This window comes from Archangium violaceum, assembly GCF_016859125.1.
GTDB classification, from domain to species: Bacteria; Myxococcota; Myxococcia; order Myxococcales; family Myxococcaceae; genus Archangium; species Archangium violaceum_A.
Map to the genome: position 1 here is coordinate 697,954 of NZ_CP069338.1, position 15,829 is coordinate 713,782.

Here is a 15,829-nt window from a genome sequence, read left to right on the forward strand (position 1 = left end):
GCTCGACGGAAAACTCCTTCACCCTACAGGGTAAGACGCTTCCCTCCGGTCCCATCCGCCCTCGTGGAATTCGCCAACCCCTTGTTTTCATTGGGCCGCTAGTCGACACGCGGTTGGTACGCGTTTTGATTGAAGACGGGCCGGATGGGTTCGAGGCGAGAACGGGCGATGAGAACGGGGCTGGGCGGTGGGCGGATCATCTGGCTGTCGCTGCTGACGGCGTTTCTGGCTGCGTGCCACGAGCCGGGGAATACCCGCGCGGTACAGGCCAAGGCGGCGGTGGACGCGGACGCACTCGACTTCGGCGAGGTGCCGGTCGGGCAATGGCGCGAGAAGGTCGTGCGTCTACGCAACGTGGGCTACGTGCCCTTTCACGCACTGGAGGCATTGGGGCTGAAGGGAGATCCGTCATACGAGGTCTCCTTCGAGGGCGAGGGGCGGGTGATGCCCGGCGACGAGATGCGGGTGCGGGTGCGCTTCCACCCGCTCTCCGAGGGCCCCCTGGAGGAGACGGTCCACGTGACCACGGACGCCAACTCGGGCCGTGAGCACACCGTCCGGGTGCAGGGCCGGGGCGTGCCCCTGCAGGTGCAGATCTCCCCGGCGCTGCTGGACTTCGAGACGCTGGAGGTGGACAGCGATCGCACGCTGCGCCTCACCATCACCAACCCGGTGGACCTGCCCCTCACGGTGACGGTGAAGGGCGAGGCGGCCGAGGCCTTCAGCACGGACACCTTCACCGTGCCACCGCTCAGCACGCAGCAGCTGGAGACGAAGTACCTGCCGCGCTCCCTGGGCGACATGCGCGCGCAGGTGGAGGTGAGGCCCTGCGCCACCTGCACTCCGACGACGGCGGAGCTCGCGGGCCGCTCGGTGGCACACGCCTTCGCGTTCGATCCCGAGCCGGTGCCCTTCGACAAGATTCCGGTGCACGAGCGCACGAAGTCCTTCACGCGCGCGCGCAACATCACCTGGCGGCCGGTCACCCTCCGGGGGCTGAGCACCAGTGACCAGTCCTTCACGCCGCTCGCGCAGCCGGGCGCGCGGGAGGTGAAGCCGGGGGAGATGGTGGAGCTGCCGCTGGAGTTCGCGGCGCGCTACTCCGGGCCCAACACGGGCCTGCTCACGGTGGGCTACGAGTCGGACAAGCCGCGCCAGGCGCAGGTGATGCTGGATGCGCGCGGAGGCCGGCCCGCGTTGGCGGTGGCCCCGGTGGCGCTGGACTTCGGCGAGCTGCCCGCGGGCGGCAAGGTGGGGAAGACGATCCGCATCACCAACAGCGGCAGCACCGGCAACCTGTACTTCCGGGGCGTGAAGGGGACGGGGGCCGCGGAGCACTTCTCGGTGGACGTGCCCCTGCGCGGCAAGCAGGCCTACCCCTGGAAGGCGGGCACGGCCTGGCCGGCGCTGGAAGCCGACGACATCCCCATCGCGCCGGGCGAGGACGCGCTCGATCTGACGGTGTACTTCGAGCCCCAGTCCGAAGGCTCCTGGCAGGCCACGCTGGTGCTCGTCTCGGATGACCTCTTCAACCCCGAGCGCACCATCGTCCTCACCGGCCGCGCGCGGAGCACGGGCCCCTGCGTCTACGAGCTGACGCCGCAGCCGCTCCTGGACTTCGGCAACGTGGAGCCGGGCCGCGGCGCCGTGCTGGGCTTCCGCTTCCGCAACCCCGGCCGGGCCGAGTGCGCGGTGAAGGACATCCACCTGTCGAATGACGGCGGGGGCGCCTTCTTCATGCCGGGCGGCAAGCTGGCGGGCGGCGTGGTGCCGTACGACACGGCCTTCAGCGCGATGATCGCCTTCCGCCCCTCGACGCAGGGCGAGTTCCACGGCGAGCTGAAGATGACGGTGAACAACCCCGCCGCGCCCACGGTGACGCTGCCGCTCCACGGTGTGTCGCTGGCGACGTGCCTGGTGGCCGCGCCGACCTTCGTGGACTTCGGGCCCATCCGTTACGACTGCCCGACGGTGCCCCGGCGCACGCTCATCTCCAACCAGTGCGCCGCGCCCGTCGTCGTGAACGACACGGCCCTCGGCGCGGGCACCAGTGAGCAGTTCCAATTGACGACGCCGCCCGCCCTGCCGCGCATGCTCAACCCCGGCGAGGGCTTCGAGCTGGAGTTCACCTACGCGCGCAACGTGCTCGGCCAGCACTACAGCCCCTTCTTCGTCACCGCGGAGCGCGAGAGTCCGCTGCTCGTCCCCCTGCTGGCGGAGACGAACCACGAGGGCCTCCAGCTCGACCGCTTCATCCAGGGCACCACCAACCAGCTGGACGTCCTCTTCGTGGTGTCCAACACCACCACCATGGAGCCCTACCAGGCGCGGCTGAAGGCGGCCCTGCCCGGGTGGGTGGAGCGCGCGCGGCAGGCCGGGGTGGACCTGCGCATGGGCGTCACCAGCACGGGTCTGGCGGCCCGCGCGGCCGTGTGCGCCGGGGTGTCGGGAGGCGGTGACGGGGGACGGCTCGTCCCGGTGGACGGCCGCCGCGCGCGTGCCGTCTCCAGTGACTCGCCCACGGCGGCGGAGACGCTGCGGGCCAACATCGATGACACGGGCCTGTGCCACAACCTGGTGCAGGGTCTGGAGACGATGCGTCAGGCGCTCTCCTCGCCCCTGGCCACCAGCGCGGATGATCCACGCACCCCGCTGCCCAATGACGGCAACCTGGGCTTCCTGCGCTCCACGGCCCGGCTCGCGGTGGTGGTGGTGGCCGACGAGGACGATCACTCCGGCTTCGACCCGGAGAGCTACGTGCAGTTCCTCCAGGCCGTGAAGGGCACCGGCATGGCGCACCGCACCCAGCTCCACGCGCTGGTGCCCACCGACAACAGCTGCACCACCGCGGGTCCCCCGGGGCCGCGCTTCACCACCGTGGCCCAGCGCACGGGCGGCGCGGCGGAGTCCATCTGCCGGGGTGACTACGGCCCCTTCCTGGACAAGCTGTTCCAGCGCGCGGAGGGGCTCCAGGCGGACTTCACCCTGAGCACCACGCCCAATGGCACGGCGGAGATGTCCGTGCGCGTCCAGGGCGTGACGCTCCCCGAGGACCAGTGGACCTACGACGCCGCCCGCAACGCGGTCGTCTTCCGGAGCGCCGCGGTCCCCACGGCGGGCCAGACCATCGAGGTCCGCTACCGGAGCGCCTGCGGCGTGGTGCCTCCCCGGGCGCCCTGAGCGTCCCCGAGGGGCCCCGTCAAGACGACGGGGTCCTTCCGCTGGTGGCCCCGGGGCGGATATGGTTGTCCCCTCGCGTGGAAACCTTCGGCCGTTACGAGCTGCTACGAAAACTGGCGACGGGCGGAATGGGCCAGGTCTTCCTGGCCCGCCAGAAGGGCCCCGTGGGCTTCCAGAAGCTGCTGGTGGTGAAGCGGCTGCTGCCCCACCTCTCCGAGGACCAGGAATTCATCCAGATGTTCCTGGACGAGGCGCGCATCGCCGGCCTGCTCAACCACCCCAACATCGCGCAGATCTACGAGCTGGGGGACGTGGACGGCATGCTCTACATCGCCATGGAGTACGTCCAGGGCGAGGCCGTCAGTCAGGTGAACGCGCGCGCCAACCACCGCAAGGGCGGGCTGCCGTTGGGGCTCAAGTGCCGCATCATCGCGGACGCGGCGGCGGGGTTGGACCATGCGCACCAGGCGCGCACGCCCTCGGGCCGCCGGCTGGGCCTCATCCACCGCGACGTGTCCCCCCAGAACGTGCTGGTGGGCTTCAATGGCAACGTGAAGCTCATCGACTTCGGCGTGGCCAAGGCCGCGGGGAAGCTGTCGCAGACGATCGTCGGCACCATCAAGGGCAAGCACGCGTACATGTCCCCGGAGCAGGCCCGCGGCGAGGAGCTCGACGCGCGCTCGGACGTGTACGGCCTGGGCATCGTCTTCTACGAGCTGCTCACCAGCCAGCGGCTCTTCAAGCGCGAGTCGGACATGGCCACGCTCAAGGCCGTGGTCGGTGCCCGCGTCACCCTCCCCTCCGAGGCCGTGCCCGGCATCCCCAGGACGTTGGACGCCGTGGTGATGAAGGCGCTGGCGCGCAAACGCGAGGAGCGCTTCCAGAGCGCCGGGGAGTTCCAGCTCGCGCTCGAGGACTTCCTGCTCTCCGAGCGGCTCCCCGGCACCCAGGCGCACCTCACCGCGTTCATGAAGGACCTGTACGCCGCGGAGCTCGAGGAGGAGCGCTTCGCCAGCGAGCCCACCGTCATCCAGTACGACCCACGGCTCGTGCGGGAGGCCAGCTCACCGTCCTCGACCAGGGTGGCCCCCACCCCCCAGGGGCAGCAGGCCCGGCAGCCGCGGGCTCCCGTGCAGGGTGCTCGCCCCCGGACCGCTCAGGCCCCCGCGCCCCGTCGTCCCGACAGCACTCGCGAGCCCGGCGAGGACACGGAAGAGAACTAGCCCCGCCCCGTCGCGCTCGGGCTCGGGCTCCGTCCAGGTGGGAGTGACCCAGTGGACAGCGAGCCCCGGGGGCAGTCTTGCCCTTCCTGGTCCTTCCTGCATTCTGCTCGTCCTGGCAGTTCTGCGGACGGGGGGAGCGTATGAGCATGATCGGCATGTCCATTGGCCAGGACACGGGAGGCCTCGTTTCGGCCCAGGAGTTCGAACGGAGGATGGCCCTGGCGACACCCGCGGACACCATGTGCGGGTTCTTCTTCAACGGCGCGCTGGCGGCGGTCCGGAGCCTTGGAGACGAGGCCGTGAAGCGCTGCCTCGAGGCGGGCCAGGAGACGAGCTTCACGAGCTTCTTCAGATACCCCGCCGCCGCCTACCTCCGTGTCACCTACACGGCGGCGAATCTCCTGAAGGAGCAGCACGACAGCCTCGAGAACGCGCTGAGATACGTGGGGTGCATGGTGATACCTCCGTTCCTGTCCTCCGCCGTGGGCAGGACGATGCTCACCTTGAACCAGAGGAATCCGAGGCTTCTCATCAGCAGCCTGCCCACGGCCTACCGGGCCGCGGTGAGCTATGGGGAGAGCTGGATTCAGTGGACGGGGCCCAGGAGCGGGCTGATCCTCACGAAGCACGACTTCATCCACCCCGTCATCCACGAGGGCGCCCTGCTCTCCCTGTTCGAGGTGATGTGCGCGAAGGGCGTTCGGGTGAGAGGGCGGCTGGTGGGCGCCCTGGACAACGAGATCGCCTTCTCCTGGGGACTGGATTGACGGAGCCGCCCGCCCTTCCTGGACGTCGGACTTGCGCCGGGTATCTTCCGGAGGCAACTTCTCAGGGCAGGTGGTGTCGGGCGCCTCCATACGTCAGACCCAGGTACTAGACCGGCTCCATGGAAACGGAGACGGGCGTCGAGGGACAGAGGGAAATCATGGGACGTGGACCGGCCACCTACGCCGACCTGGAAGCACTGCCGGAGGGGGTGGTGGGGGAGCTCATCGGCGGGGAGCTCCATGTCAGCCCCCGGCCAGCGGGTCCTCACACCGTGGCGGCCTCCGTGCTGGGCATCGAGCTGGGGGGAGCGTTCCACCGGGGACGGGGAGGCCCCGGTGGATGGGTCATCCTGGATGAACCGGAGTTGCACCTGGGGGAGGACGTGCTGGTACCGGCTCTGGCTGGCTGGCGCAGAGAGCGGATGCCCCGCGTTCCGCGTACCCCGGCCTTCACGCTCGCCCCGGATTGGGTGTGCGAGGTGCTCTCGCCGTCCACCGCGACCCTGGACCAGAAGGACAAGCTTCCCGTGTACGCGCGCGAGGGTGTGCGGCACGTCTGGCTTCTCGAGCCGGAAAAGCGCGAGCTGGAGGTATTCCAGCTGGAAGGGGTGCGCTATTCATTGCTGAGCACACACACCGGCACGGCCCGTGTACGCGCCGAGCCCTTCCAGGCAGTGGAGTTGGAGCTCGCCGCCCTCTGGGATGAGGCGTAGACGGACCCGGCGTGGAGGAGCACCATTCATCCATGGCGAGCACCCTGCCGGGAACGAGCAAGGCCGACCACCCCGTCGCCTACCTCACGGATGTGGAGGGCATCTGGGAGAAGCTGGCCAGCTTCTGCCGGGACAACCCCCACGTGTCCCTCGAGGCCGGGAGGCGATTGGTGGTGCGTCCGGGCGCCACCTTCGTCTACGGAGGAGATGCCGTGGACCGAGGCCCCGATGGGCGGCGGGTGCTCGGGACGCTCCTCGAGGCCAGGCGCCAGTACCCATCGCAGGTCATCCTCCTGGCGGGCAACCGGGACATCAACAAGCTGCGCCTGGCGCGCGAGTTGAACGGCCATCCCCTCGCCCGTACACCAGCGGACATGCGGAGCGCCCCTCGGCCGGTGCTCCTGCGTTGGATTTTCGAGAACACCATGGGAGCGCGCGACGCCTTCGGGTTCCGATGGACCGAGCTGGCCCGCACCGACGCATCCGTGAGCGAGGAGGACGTGGTGGCCAGCTTCCTCGAGGACCTTGGCCCCAAGGGGCTGATGCGCGACTACCTCGCCGCGTGCCAGCTCGCCCACCGCATCGGCAACACCCTCTTCGTCCACGGCGGGGTGCACGAGCACAGCCTCGGGGTGGTGCCCACGGGGGAGCGCGTGGAGGGCGTGGACGCCTGGGTGGAGGCCCTCAACCACTGGTACCGCGAGCAGATGGCGGCCTTCATCGAGGGCCGACTCGACGGGACGGGCACGCCGGCCTGGGAGCCGCTCATCGCCTACCAGGCCCCCACGCCCGGCAAGCGCATCAACACCGCCAGCGTGGTGTACGGACGCATGGCCGACGAGCGCAACCATCCCGGCCTCCCCTCTCCCGCCCTCATCCGGACGCTCGCCCGCTCGGGCATCCACCGGCTCGTGGTGGGTCATACGCCGAGCGGAGACTGTCCCTCGGTGCTCCGCGAGGAGGAGTTCGAGCTCATCCTCGCGGACAACTCCTACGGCCGGGTGGAGGGTGCCTCCCAGCTCTTCCTCCGCGATGACAGCGTGTACGTGGAGGGCCGGGTGAAGCTGGAGGACGGACGGCTGGAGCACGTCCGCTTCCAGCTCGCGCGCGGCGACACCTCGGTTCCCACCGGGCGGCAACTGCTGGACACCGGACACCTGGTGAAGGGGCCACTCGAGAGCGGGGACTGGCTGCTGTTCCGCGCGTTGCCGCAGTACCGGATGGAGCAGCTCCCGGTGGCCCCGAGCACACTCGAGCGCCAGACGCTGGGCCCCGCGCGGGCGGGGACTCACGGCGTGTAGAGCTCGGCCGTGGCGGTGTCGCCGTCGCGGTGCTGGCCCGCGCGTGCGCCCGGCCCGGCGCGCACCCGCTGACACGGCTGTGTCTGTCATCCCCCTGAAGGGGAGGAGCCCCGCGCTTTCATGAAACGATTTTCCGGGCGCTCAGGACTGCAACCGCTTGATGACCTCCAGCGCCTCGGTGATGTGCCGGGTGGCCTGGAGCTGGGAGTTGAAGACATGCTGGACGACGCCCTTGCTGTCGATGACGTAGGTCACCCGGCCCGGCAGCAGGCCCAGGAACGAGCGCGGAACACCGTAACGCTTGCGGAGCGAGCCGTCCCCATCGGGGATCAACGTGAATGGCAGCCGGTGCTTGGAGGCGAAAGCGTCGTGAGACGTGGACTCATCGGAGCTGACCCCGATGACCTCGGCGCCCGCCTCGGTGAAGGACTCATAGGAGTCGCGGAAGGAGCAGGCCTGGGCCGTGCAGCCCGGCGTGTCGTCCTTCGGGTAGAAATAGAGGACCACGGCCTTCTTCTTCTGAAGCAGGGCCTTGAGGCTGACCGGACCGCCATCCTTGTGGGTGAAGTTGAAGTCCGGAGCTTCGTCACCGACCTGAATCGCCATGGGTCTCCCTTGAAGAAACGATGGAGCCCTCGCGATAACGCCCTGCGTCGACGCATGCAACGGGATGGCGAAAGCTCAGAGGCTCGCGAGGGCCACGCGATAGAGGGCGCGGTAGCCCATGCGCGGCGCGGGCTCGAAGCGCTCCGCGGAGAAGATCTCCTCCAGCAGGCGCTTGCCGTCGTCGCTCTCGTGCAGCCCCAACAGGGCCCGCTCCAGCAGGCCCGCCAGCTCCGGCGCCACGCTCATGCCCACCGGCACCCCGTCGTTGGGCGCCTCCTCGGTGTAGGCGATGAGTTCGAACGCGCCACCCTTGCCGGGCAGCACCACCTCCACGCCGTCCGCGTACGTCAGCCCCGTGGACTCCGGCGGGCAGAAGATGCTCGCCATGTCCGCCGCCCCGCTCTGCACCGCTTCCAGCGCCGCCTTGTACGAGCCCGCGAACTGCTGCGAGGCGAACGTCTTCGCCGGCTCCTGGCCCTTGGCCTTCAGGTACGCCACCGGCAGCAGGTAACCGGCCACCGAATCCCGGTCCACCCACGCCACCCGCGAGCCCTGCAGCTTCTCCAGCGTCAGCCCGGAGCCCGCCCGCGTCACCAGCGCCGAGCGGTACGACGAGCGGCCCCGCCGCACCCCGCGCGCCAGCACCCGTACGCCCATGGCCTCCACCCTCGCGCACACGAAGGGCGGCGCCCAGACCGCGTCCGCCCGGCCCGCCAGCAGATCCTTCGCCAGCGCCTCGTAGCTGGACGCCACGCTCACCTCCACCTTGCGGCTCAGGGCCCGCTCGATGAACGAGGTGAAGAGCTCGGCCCGCTCGCGCGCCAGCGCGTTGCCCAGCGAGGGCGGCAGGCCGAACCGGAAGGAGAATCGTGCCGGAGTGGAAGGAGGGGCGGACATGGGGGGCCGGACTCCTCTTACGCCTCGCGGTCCAGACGCGCCACTTCGTCGTCCGCGAGCCCGAAGGTCGCCTGGAGCATGTTGAGGATGCGCTGCTCGCTCAGGCTCGGATCCTGTCCGCTGGCGTGGGCGATCTTCGTCGCCAGCCGGTAGGCCTTCAGCCGCTGGGGATGCGTCGTCAGCCCACGCGCCAGCACCTGCAACCGCGTCGGCAGGCCCTCGGCCGCCAGCGCCGCCACCGCCTCGCTCACGAAGGCCTGCGCCCGCTCGGGGCTCACGTCGTGGAAGAGCGGATCCGACGCGAAGCTCTCCACCAGCGCCCTCGCCTCCGCCTCCTTCAGACGTCCGTCCGCCGCGCTCACCAGCACCATCACCTCCGCGAACAGGCGCTCCAGCGGCTCGCCCAGCGCCTCCGCCAGGCTGCCTCCACTCTCAATGACGTCGATGATCTGCGCCACCTCGTCCTCGGAGATGCCCAGCGCGGCCTGGAACGTCTTGAGCAGGCCCAGCTCCGTGCGCGTGGCCCGGTGGTCCGCGAACGCCACGGACGCCGCCAGCCCGAAGGCCAGCATCCGGTTCTTGTGGTCCGGCAGCCGCGCCCGGAACGAGGCGAGGATCTCCTCCAGGTCGTGCGCCTTGGACAACCTCTGGGCGCTCGTCTCCACCAGCGCGTTGAGCTCCTCGGGTTTGGTGCCCTCGAACTCGGGGCGCTCGATGACGCGCCGCAACAACGTCTGCATCTCCCGCTGCGACACCTGGCCATCGGCCATGGCGGCCAGCAGCATCACCTCCACCAGCGCCGCGTTCCGCTCCTTGCGCGCCTTCACTGCCTGCTCTCGAGGCATCCGCCAGCCCTCCCTGGGTTCTTGCTGCCGTCGTCGTCCCGCGACTGCGTACCACCCTCGGGTTGAGTACCCTCGGACGCGAGCGCGGAAAAGTCGAAAAGGCTCCGGTCCATCAGATGGCTCGCCCGCACGTTGCTCATGGCGGACAGCACGCTCTGCCGGACGTTGGGAATCTCCTTGCCCAGCTCCTCCATCAGCCGCTGCATGCGCTTGCGCTGCAGGTTCTCCTGCGAGCCGCACAGGTCGCACGGGATGATGGGGAACCGCCGGGCCTCGGCGTAGGCGGCGATCTCCTTCTCCGGCGCGTAGCACAGCGGGCGGATGACGGTGTTGCGCCCATCGTCGCTCTTGAGGATGGGCGGCATGGCCTTGAGCGAGCCGGCGAAGAAGAGGTTGAGCAGCAGGGTGTTGGCCAGGTCGTCCCGGTGGTGGCCGAGGGCGATCTTGTTGCAGCCCAGCTCCACGGCCGCCGTATAGAGGATGCCGCGCCGCAGCCGGGAGCAGACGGTGCACTGGGTCTTCCCGGGGGGCGTCTTCTCGAGGACGACGGAGTAGGTGTCCTCCTTGAGCATCTTGTAGGCGAAGCCCTCGCTCTTGAACCAGCCCTCCAGCTTGTCGGCGGGGAAGCCGGGGTGGCCCTGGTCCAGGTTCACCGCCAGCAGGTCGAACTTCACGGGCGCGCGGCGCTGAAGCTCCCGGAGCAGATAGAGGAGGGTGTACGAGTCCTTCCCACCGGACACCCCCACCATGATGCGGTCCCCATTGGAGATGAGGGAGTAGTCGGAGATGGCGCGGCCCATGTGGCCGAGGAGATTCTTCTCGAGGCGAAGGACGTCGGGGTTCATCGGGGTTGTCATCCTAGCGGCGGCTGGGGAAAAAACACGCTACACGTACATACCTGCTCCGCTAGCCTGCTCTCCGCCATGCCGACCTTCCCACAAGGTGCGCAAGACATCGTAGATGCCCCGGGGGCCCATGCGGCCGCCCGGAAACTGGAGCAGGCCGAGGAACTGGCCGTGGACGTGGAGGCGGACGCGATGCACGCCTTCCGGGCCCGGCTGTGCTTCCTCCAGGTAGGCACGGACGAGGACGTGTACCTCTTCGACACGCTGCAACCCGGGGTGGAGCCGTCGCTCCTGGCGCCGGTGATGGAGGACCCGGGGCGGACGAAGTTCTTCCATGCCGCCTCGGGGGACCTGCCCTACCTGGCCGAGGCGGGAGTCCGGGTGCGCGGACTCTTCGATACCCACCGGGCGGCCACGCTGCTGGGGTGGCCCAAGGTGGGGCTGGCGGACCTGGCGCGCGAGCGGCTGGGCGTGGAGCTGCCGAAGGAGCACCAACAATCGGACTTCTCGCTGCGGCCGCTGCCTCCGGGGATGAGGGACTACATCGCCAACGACGTGCGCTACCTGGTGGAGCTGGGCAGGCAGGTGCGGGAGGCGTGCCGGAAGGCGGACATCCTGGAGGAGGTACTGCTCGACTGCCAGCGGATGTGCGACGAGGCGGCGGCGCGCCCGGACGTGGGAGCGGACTTCAAGCCGCGCCTGCCGAAGGGGGGACTGAACCCGACGCAACTGACGCTGGCCAACGCGATTGCCCACGCGCTGCACCGCAAGCGGCTGGAGTGGGCCGAGGCGGAGAACGTCCCGATGGGGAGGATGCTCTCCAACATGGCCATCTCGGACATCGCGGTGAAGCCACCGGGAAACCCCAAGGAGCTGGCGAAGGCGGCGGGAGTGCGAGGCGCCTTCGTGAGGTCGCACGGGGACGAGGTGCTGGCGTTGGTGCGCGAGCTGCTGGAGAAGTCACGCCGGGGCGAGCTGAAGGCGGAGGGCGGGGAGCAGAAGGGCCCGAGGGACGTGAACCGGCGCAAGAGGGAGGACGCGCTGAAGGCGTGGAGGGCGGAGAAGGCGACGGCGCGCAAGGTGACGCCGTCGGTGGTGATGCCCAACGCCATCCTCGACACGCTGGTGTCACGGCCTCCGGCGAACCTCGAGGAGATGAGGGCGGTGCCATACATCGGAGACAAGCGCGTGCAGCTCTACGGAGAGGAGCTGCTGACGCTGCTCGCCCAGCACCCGGTCCAGAGCTGAGCCCCCTCCCCTCTCCCTCTGGGAGAGGGACGGGGTGAGGGTATCCAACCCCGTGCCGACCACCGTGTCCTGCTGCTCGAGAGGGATGAGACCACGGACATGTCCAGACAACCCGTGCCGCTGCTCGCCCGGTCGGTGTTGTGCATCCTGCTTTCAGGATGCGCTGCGGGAGGCATCAGGACCTCTGTCGAAGGAGGCCTGAGTCCCAGGCATTTTCATTTCCACGATGTCGTCACCAAAAAGGATGACAATGAACCAGGGGGCTGGCGGGCTGCATGCCTCGAAGTAGGCATCGAGAGAAACAACACGGGGGAATTGTTCTACTGCAAGTTTGGCGTCGAAATGCCAATCAAGAACACGAGGCAGGGAGAAATCCCCATCGACCGAGCGCGGAGCATCGCCGCGAGCTGCGCCAATCAAGCAGCCAAGACAACGCTATCCACCGTCACGCCGGCAACCCCCATTGGCATCGCATGTGAAGAATTCAAGACCCTCTATCACCTGACCCTCAAGAACATCATTGATGGAGCCAGGGTCACGAAAAGATGCCGCGAGGCAATCCCCCCTGTCAGACTCACCCCACCCCGCCCGTAACGCCATGAGTCTCGACCGTACGCAGTTGATTTCGATTGCGCTGAATTACTGGCAGTCGTTCAAGGACTACAGCCAGGACCCCAGTCCCGAGGACCAAAAGCGTTTCGAGGTCATCAAACAGAAACTTCAAGAGCATGACCGCTGGCTGGCATTCCAGAAGAAGCTCAAGGGCGAACTACCCGATTTCGACATTGGCGACTACACAGGGCCTGGTCCCTGCTTTTGCTGTGTGGCATATCCGAGACACAGCAGGTCCCAGCCTGACTTGCGTTGGGTCGTCGTCGGTTGCGTCAGCTTCCTAGCGCCCGTCTACATCGTCTACGGAGTGCAATTCGACTACAGCAACAACGAGCGAATCTTCAAGAAGCTCGCATTCTGGCCGCTTCCGCCCGAAATACAGGCGACCGCCGACACCATCGCCAGGAGAATCGAAGCAAGCTTTGAAGTGACCGCGCTTCCGCACGAACTGGCCGAGCTCCATGTCCCGCTCTACGTCCAGTTCACGGAGCCACCGGAGACGACGCTCTTTCATGCGCTCTTCCTGGACAGCCCCGAGAACCTGCCGTGACCCGACCCTGTTGTGCACAGGCGTAGACGCCTGACCCGAGGTCCACGCCTGGCCATCTCGGGAAATCGGGGTCACACCACCCCGCCTGCAATAAAACCGCCCCTCGGACGTTCCCTCGCGACCCAACCGAGGGACCCATGAACCTCCGCCTCCGCCGCACCCCCTGGGCGCTGCTCGCGCTCACCGTGGCCTGTGCCACACCGCAGCAGCGCACTGCTCCCACCCAGAACACGGCCCCCGCTCCCGAGCCAGCGGCCGAGACCCCACGGCCTCCCACCTTCCGCCTGGGCACCCACGTGAAGCCCACGGGCTACCAGGTGGAGCTCACGGTGGACCCGGAGCAGGAGACCTTCGAGGGCGTGGTGGAAATCGCGCTCACCCTGTCCGAGTCCACGCGGCAGCTCTGGCTGCACGGCAACGGCCTGAAGGTGAAGGAGGCCACGCTCGCGGCGGGAGGCCAGACGCGGCCGGCGCGCGCGGTGACGGAGGGCACCCACTTCATCGGCTTCCTGCTCGAGCGCCCGGTGGGTCCGGGCCCCGCGACGCTGCGAGTCGCCTACCAGGGCATCGCGTCGGAGAAGGAGACCACGGGCCTCTTCCGGCAGAAGGACGGGGACACCTGGTACGCGCTGACGCAGTTCCAGCCGGATGACGCGCGCCGGGCGATACCGTGCTTCGACGAGCCGGGCTTCAAGGTGCCCTGGCACCTGACGCTGCGAGTCCCCCGGAACCAACAGGCCTTCTCCAACACGCCAGTGGCCTCCGAGGAACAGGGCGCGGACGGGTGGAAGACGGTGCGCTTCCGGCCCACGCCGCCGCTGCCCAGCGAGGTGGTGGCCTTCGCGGTGGGCCCCTTCGAGACAGTGGACGCGGCGCCCGCGGGCGAGAAGCGCACGCCGGTGCGCATCGTGGTCCCCAAGGGCCGCAAGGCCGAGGCCGCGTATGCCGCCCAGGCCACGCCGCCGCTGGTGGGCCTGCTGGAGGAGTACTTCGGCATCCCCTACCCCTACGAGAAGCTGGACGTGCTGGCCATTCCGCGGCCCGTGCTCTTCGGGGCCATGGAGAACCCGGGCCTCATCACCTTCCAGATGCCGCTGCTGCTGGCCCGGCCCGAGCAGGACACGCTGCAGCGTCAGCGCTCCTTCGCGCGGGTGCAGGCCCACGAGCTGGCGCACCAGTGGTTCGGCAACCTCGTCACACTGGCGTGGTGGGATGATACCTGGCTCAACGAGTCCTTCGCGGACTGGCTCTCCCTCAAGGTGACGGGCCAGTGGCAGCCCTCGTGGAACCTGGACGCCCAGCGCGTGACGGAGCGCGCGCAGGCGATGACGGCGGACCGGCTCGCCACCACGCGCCGCATCCGCCAGCCCGTCGAGAACGAGAGCGACATCCTCACCGCCTTCGACGGCAACATCACCTACGCCAAGGGCAACGCGGTGCTCGCCATGTTCGAGGCGTGGGTGGGCCCGGAGCGCTTCCGCGAGGGCGTGCGCGCCCACATGCGAAAGCACGCCCTGGGCAACGCCACCGCGGCCGACTTCTTCCAGGCCCTCTCCCAGGCGGCGGGCACCGACATGACGGCCCCCCTCACCACCTTCCTGGACCAGCCCGGCGTGCCGCTCGTCACCATGGGCCTCCAGTGCGCGGCGGGCGCGCCACCGAAGCTGACGCTGGCGCAGCGCCGCTTCCTGCCCGTGGGCTCTCGAGCCGCGAGCACGGCGGAGCAGACCTGGCAGGTGCCCGTATGCGTGCGCTACGGCATGGGCAAGCAGGAGGCGCGGGCCTGCACCCTGCTCACCGGGAAGACGGGCGAGCTCGTGCTGACGGGCGCCACCGGCTGCCCCGGCTGGGTGCTCCCCAACGCGGACGCGCGCGGCTACTACCACGCGAAGCTGGACGGAGACCTGCTCGGCCGGCTCACGAAAGGCGGCGGCAAGCAGCTCACCCTGTCCGAGCGCATGGGGCTGCTCGGCGACGCGCAGGCGCTGATGGCCAGCAATGAGCTGCCGGTGGACGAGGCGCTCGGGGTGGTGACACGCCTGCTGCCCACGGATGACAGGGAGCTCCTCACCGGCGCGCTGGCCCTGGTGGGCTCGGTGCGGAGGGAGCTCATCCCCGAGTCGCTGAGGCCCAGGTACGCGGCGTTCGTGCGCCGCACGTTCGGCGACAAGGCGCACGCGCTCGGCCTGCGGCCCCGCCCGGGCGAGGACGAGGCCACGCGCCTGCTGCGGCCCACCCTGGTGAAGGCCGTGGCCGACCTGGGCCGGGATGAGTCGCTGCAGACACAGTCGCTCGAGCTGACGCGCAAGTGGCTGGAGGACCGCCGCGCCATCTCGCCGGAGATGGTGGAGGTGGTGCTGCGACTGGGCGCGCGCAAGGGAGACGCGGCGCTGCACCAGCGCATGCTGGCCGAGGCCCGCGGGACGAGTGACCCGGCCGAGCGCGGCGCCCTGCTCGGCGCGCTGGGCGCCTTCAACGATCCCACGCTCGTCCGCGCCAGCATCGCGCTGCTGCTCTCCGACGACTTCTCCCCGCTCGAGGTCATCATGTACATGGCGGGAGAGTTGATGAACGAAGAAGTCCCGCGCGAGCTGCTCTACACCTACGTGAAGGACCACTACGACGCCCTGACCGAGCGGCTGCCGCACGAGGCCCGCGGCGCGGCGCCCACCCTGGGCGTGGCCTTCTGCGACCCCGCGCACCGTCAGGACATCGAGGCCTTCTTCAAGGAGCGCTCGGCCCACCACCCCGGCGGCCCCAAGTTCCTCGCTCAGACACTGGAGCGGGTGGACCTGTGCATCGCCCAGCGGGAGGCCCTCCGGCCCGGACTCATGCGCTTCTTGACGCGCCCGTCACCAGCGTCTCCAGGGCCGGACCCAGACGGAACGTAATCTTCCACCCGTGCGACCCGGCGCGGGCGTAGGACGTTCCCCCCACAAGCCCCACGTGCATGTGACGTGACGACATGCACGCCTGGGGCTTTGCCGGAGTTCCTCGGAGAGCGGGGCAAAAATCCCGGTAAGCGCCTGTGCGTTCTTCTCG

Annotated in this window: 13 protein-coding genes; 9 read left to right on the top strand and 4 right to left on the bottom strand. The window is 69.1% G+C overall.

All coding sequences use genetic code 11. From position 1 onward, the window contains the following. Window positions 1–168: 168 nt before the first annotated feature. From JQX13_RS02985 to JQX13_RS03005, 5 genes are all read left to right on the top strand, one after another. Window positions 169–3,180 carry a choice-of-anchor D domain-containing protein gene (locus tag JQX13_RS02985; RefSeq protein WP_203407573.1) on the top strand — a complete coding sequence of 1,004 codons (3,012 nt, stop codon included), beginning with the start codon at window positions 169–171 and terminating at the stop codon, window positions 3,178–3,180. A gap of 77 nt (window positions 3,181–3,257) precedes the next feature. Next, on the top strand, window positions 3,258–4,403 hold the full coding sequence (locus JQX13_RS02990; RefSeq protein WP_203407574.1) for a serine/threonine protein kinase: 1,146 nt from the start codon (window positions 3,258–3,260) through the stop codon (window positions 4,401–4,403). Between the two features lie 146 nt (window positions 4,404–4,549). Beyond that, window positions 4,550–5,170, top strand: a complete 621-nt coding sequence (locus JQX13_RS02995) for a TIGR02265 family protein (RefSeq protein WP_203407575.1) — start codon at window positions 4,550–4,552, stop codon at window positions 5,168–5,170. Between the two features lie 158 nt (window positions 5,171–5,328). Continuing rightward, window positions 5,329–5,883, top strand: coding sequence for a Uma2 family endonuclease (locus tag JQX13_RS03000; protein ID WP_203407576.1), 555 nt, complete (start codon window positions 5,329–5,331; stop codon window positions 5,881–5,883). 32 nt (window positions 5,884–5,915) lie between these two features. Continuing rightward, entirely contained in the window at window positions 5,916–7,184 is a 1,269-nt protein-coding gene (locus tag JQX13_RS03005; RefSeq protein ID WP_203407577.1) for a metallophosphoesterase, read from the top strand. A 141-nt stretch (window positions 7,185–7,325) separates the two neighbouring features. On the opposite strand, the gene JQX13_RS03010 is transcribed toward JQX13_RS03005, so the two are convergent. The 4 genes from JQX13_RS03010 to ttcA all read right to left on the bottom strand — a co-directional run bounded on the left by JQX13_RS03010 (window position 7,326) and on the right by ttcA (window position 10,389). Beyond that, window positions 7,326–7,790, bottom strand: a complete 465-nt coding sequence (locus tag JQX13_RS03010; protein WP_203407578.1) for a peroxiredoxin — start codon at window positions 7,788–7,790, stop codon at window positions 7,326–7,328. 75 nt (window positions 7,791–7,865) lie between these two features. Continuing rightward, window positions 7,866–8,687, bottom strand: coding sequence for a phosphate/phosphite/phosphonate ABC transporter substrate-binding protein (locus tag JQX13_RS03015; RefSeq protein WP_203407579.1), 822 nt, complete (start codon window positions 8,685–8,687; stop codon window positions 7,866–7,868). Between the two features lie 17 nt (window positions 8,688–8,704). Then, window positions 8,705–9,532: a TerB family tellurite resistance protein gene (locus JQX13_RS03020; protein WP_203407580.1), complete on the bottom strand. Its 828-nt coding sequence runs from the start codon at window positions 9,530–9,532 to the stop codon at window positions 8,705–8,707. Next, window positions 9,511–10,389: a tRNA 2-thiocytidine(32) synthetase TtcA gene (gene ttcA, locus JQX13_RS03025; protein WP_203407581.1), complete on the bottom strand. Its 879-nt coding sequence runs from the start codon at window positions 10,387–10,389 to the stop codon at window positions 9,511–9,513. Before ttcA ends, JQX13_RS03020 begins: the two co-directional genes overlap by 22 nt. Window positions 10,390–10,455: 66 nt before the next feature. Here ttcA and JQX13_RS03030 point away from each other — a divergent pair, with 66 nt between their 5' ends. From JQX13_RS03030 to JQX13_RS03045, 4 genes are all read left to right on the top strand, one after another. Then, the gene (locus JQX13_RS03030; RefSeq protein ID WP_203407582.1) at window positions 10,456–11,625 is read left to right on the top strand and encodes a ribonuclease D; all 1,170 of its coding nucleotides are present in this window, start codon (window positions 10,456–10,458) and stop codon (window positions 11,623–11,625) included. 99 nt (window positions 11,626–11,724) lie between these two features. Then, window positions 11,725–12,219 carry a hypothetical protein gene (locus JQX13_RS03035; protein ID WP_203407583.1) on the top strand — a complete coding sequence of 165 codons (495 nt, stop codon included), beginning with the start codon at window positions 11,725–11,727 and terminating at the stop codon, window positions 12,217–12,219. 4 nt (window positions 12,220–12,223) lie between these two features. Beyond that, on the top strand, window positions 12,224–12,787 hold the full coding sequence (locus tag JQX13_RS03040; RefSeq protein WP_203412648.1) for a hypothetical protein: 564 nt from the start codon (window positions 12,224–12,226) through the stop codon (window positions 12,785–12,787). A gap of 137 nt (window positions 12,788–12,924) precedes the next feature. Further along, entirely contained in the window at window positions 12,925–15,678 is a 2,754-nt protein-coding gene (locus JQX13_RS03045; RefSeq protein WP_203407584.1) for a M1 family metallopeptidase, read from the top strand. Window positions 15,679–15,829 lie beyond the last annotated feature (151 nt).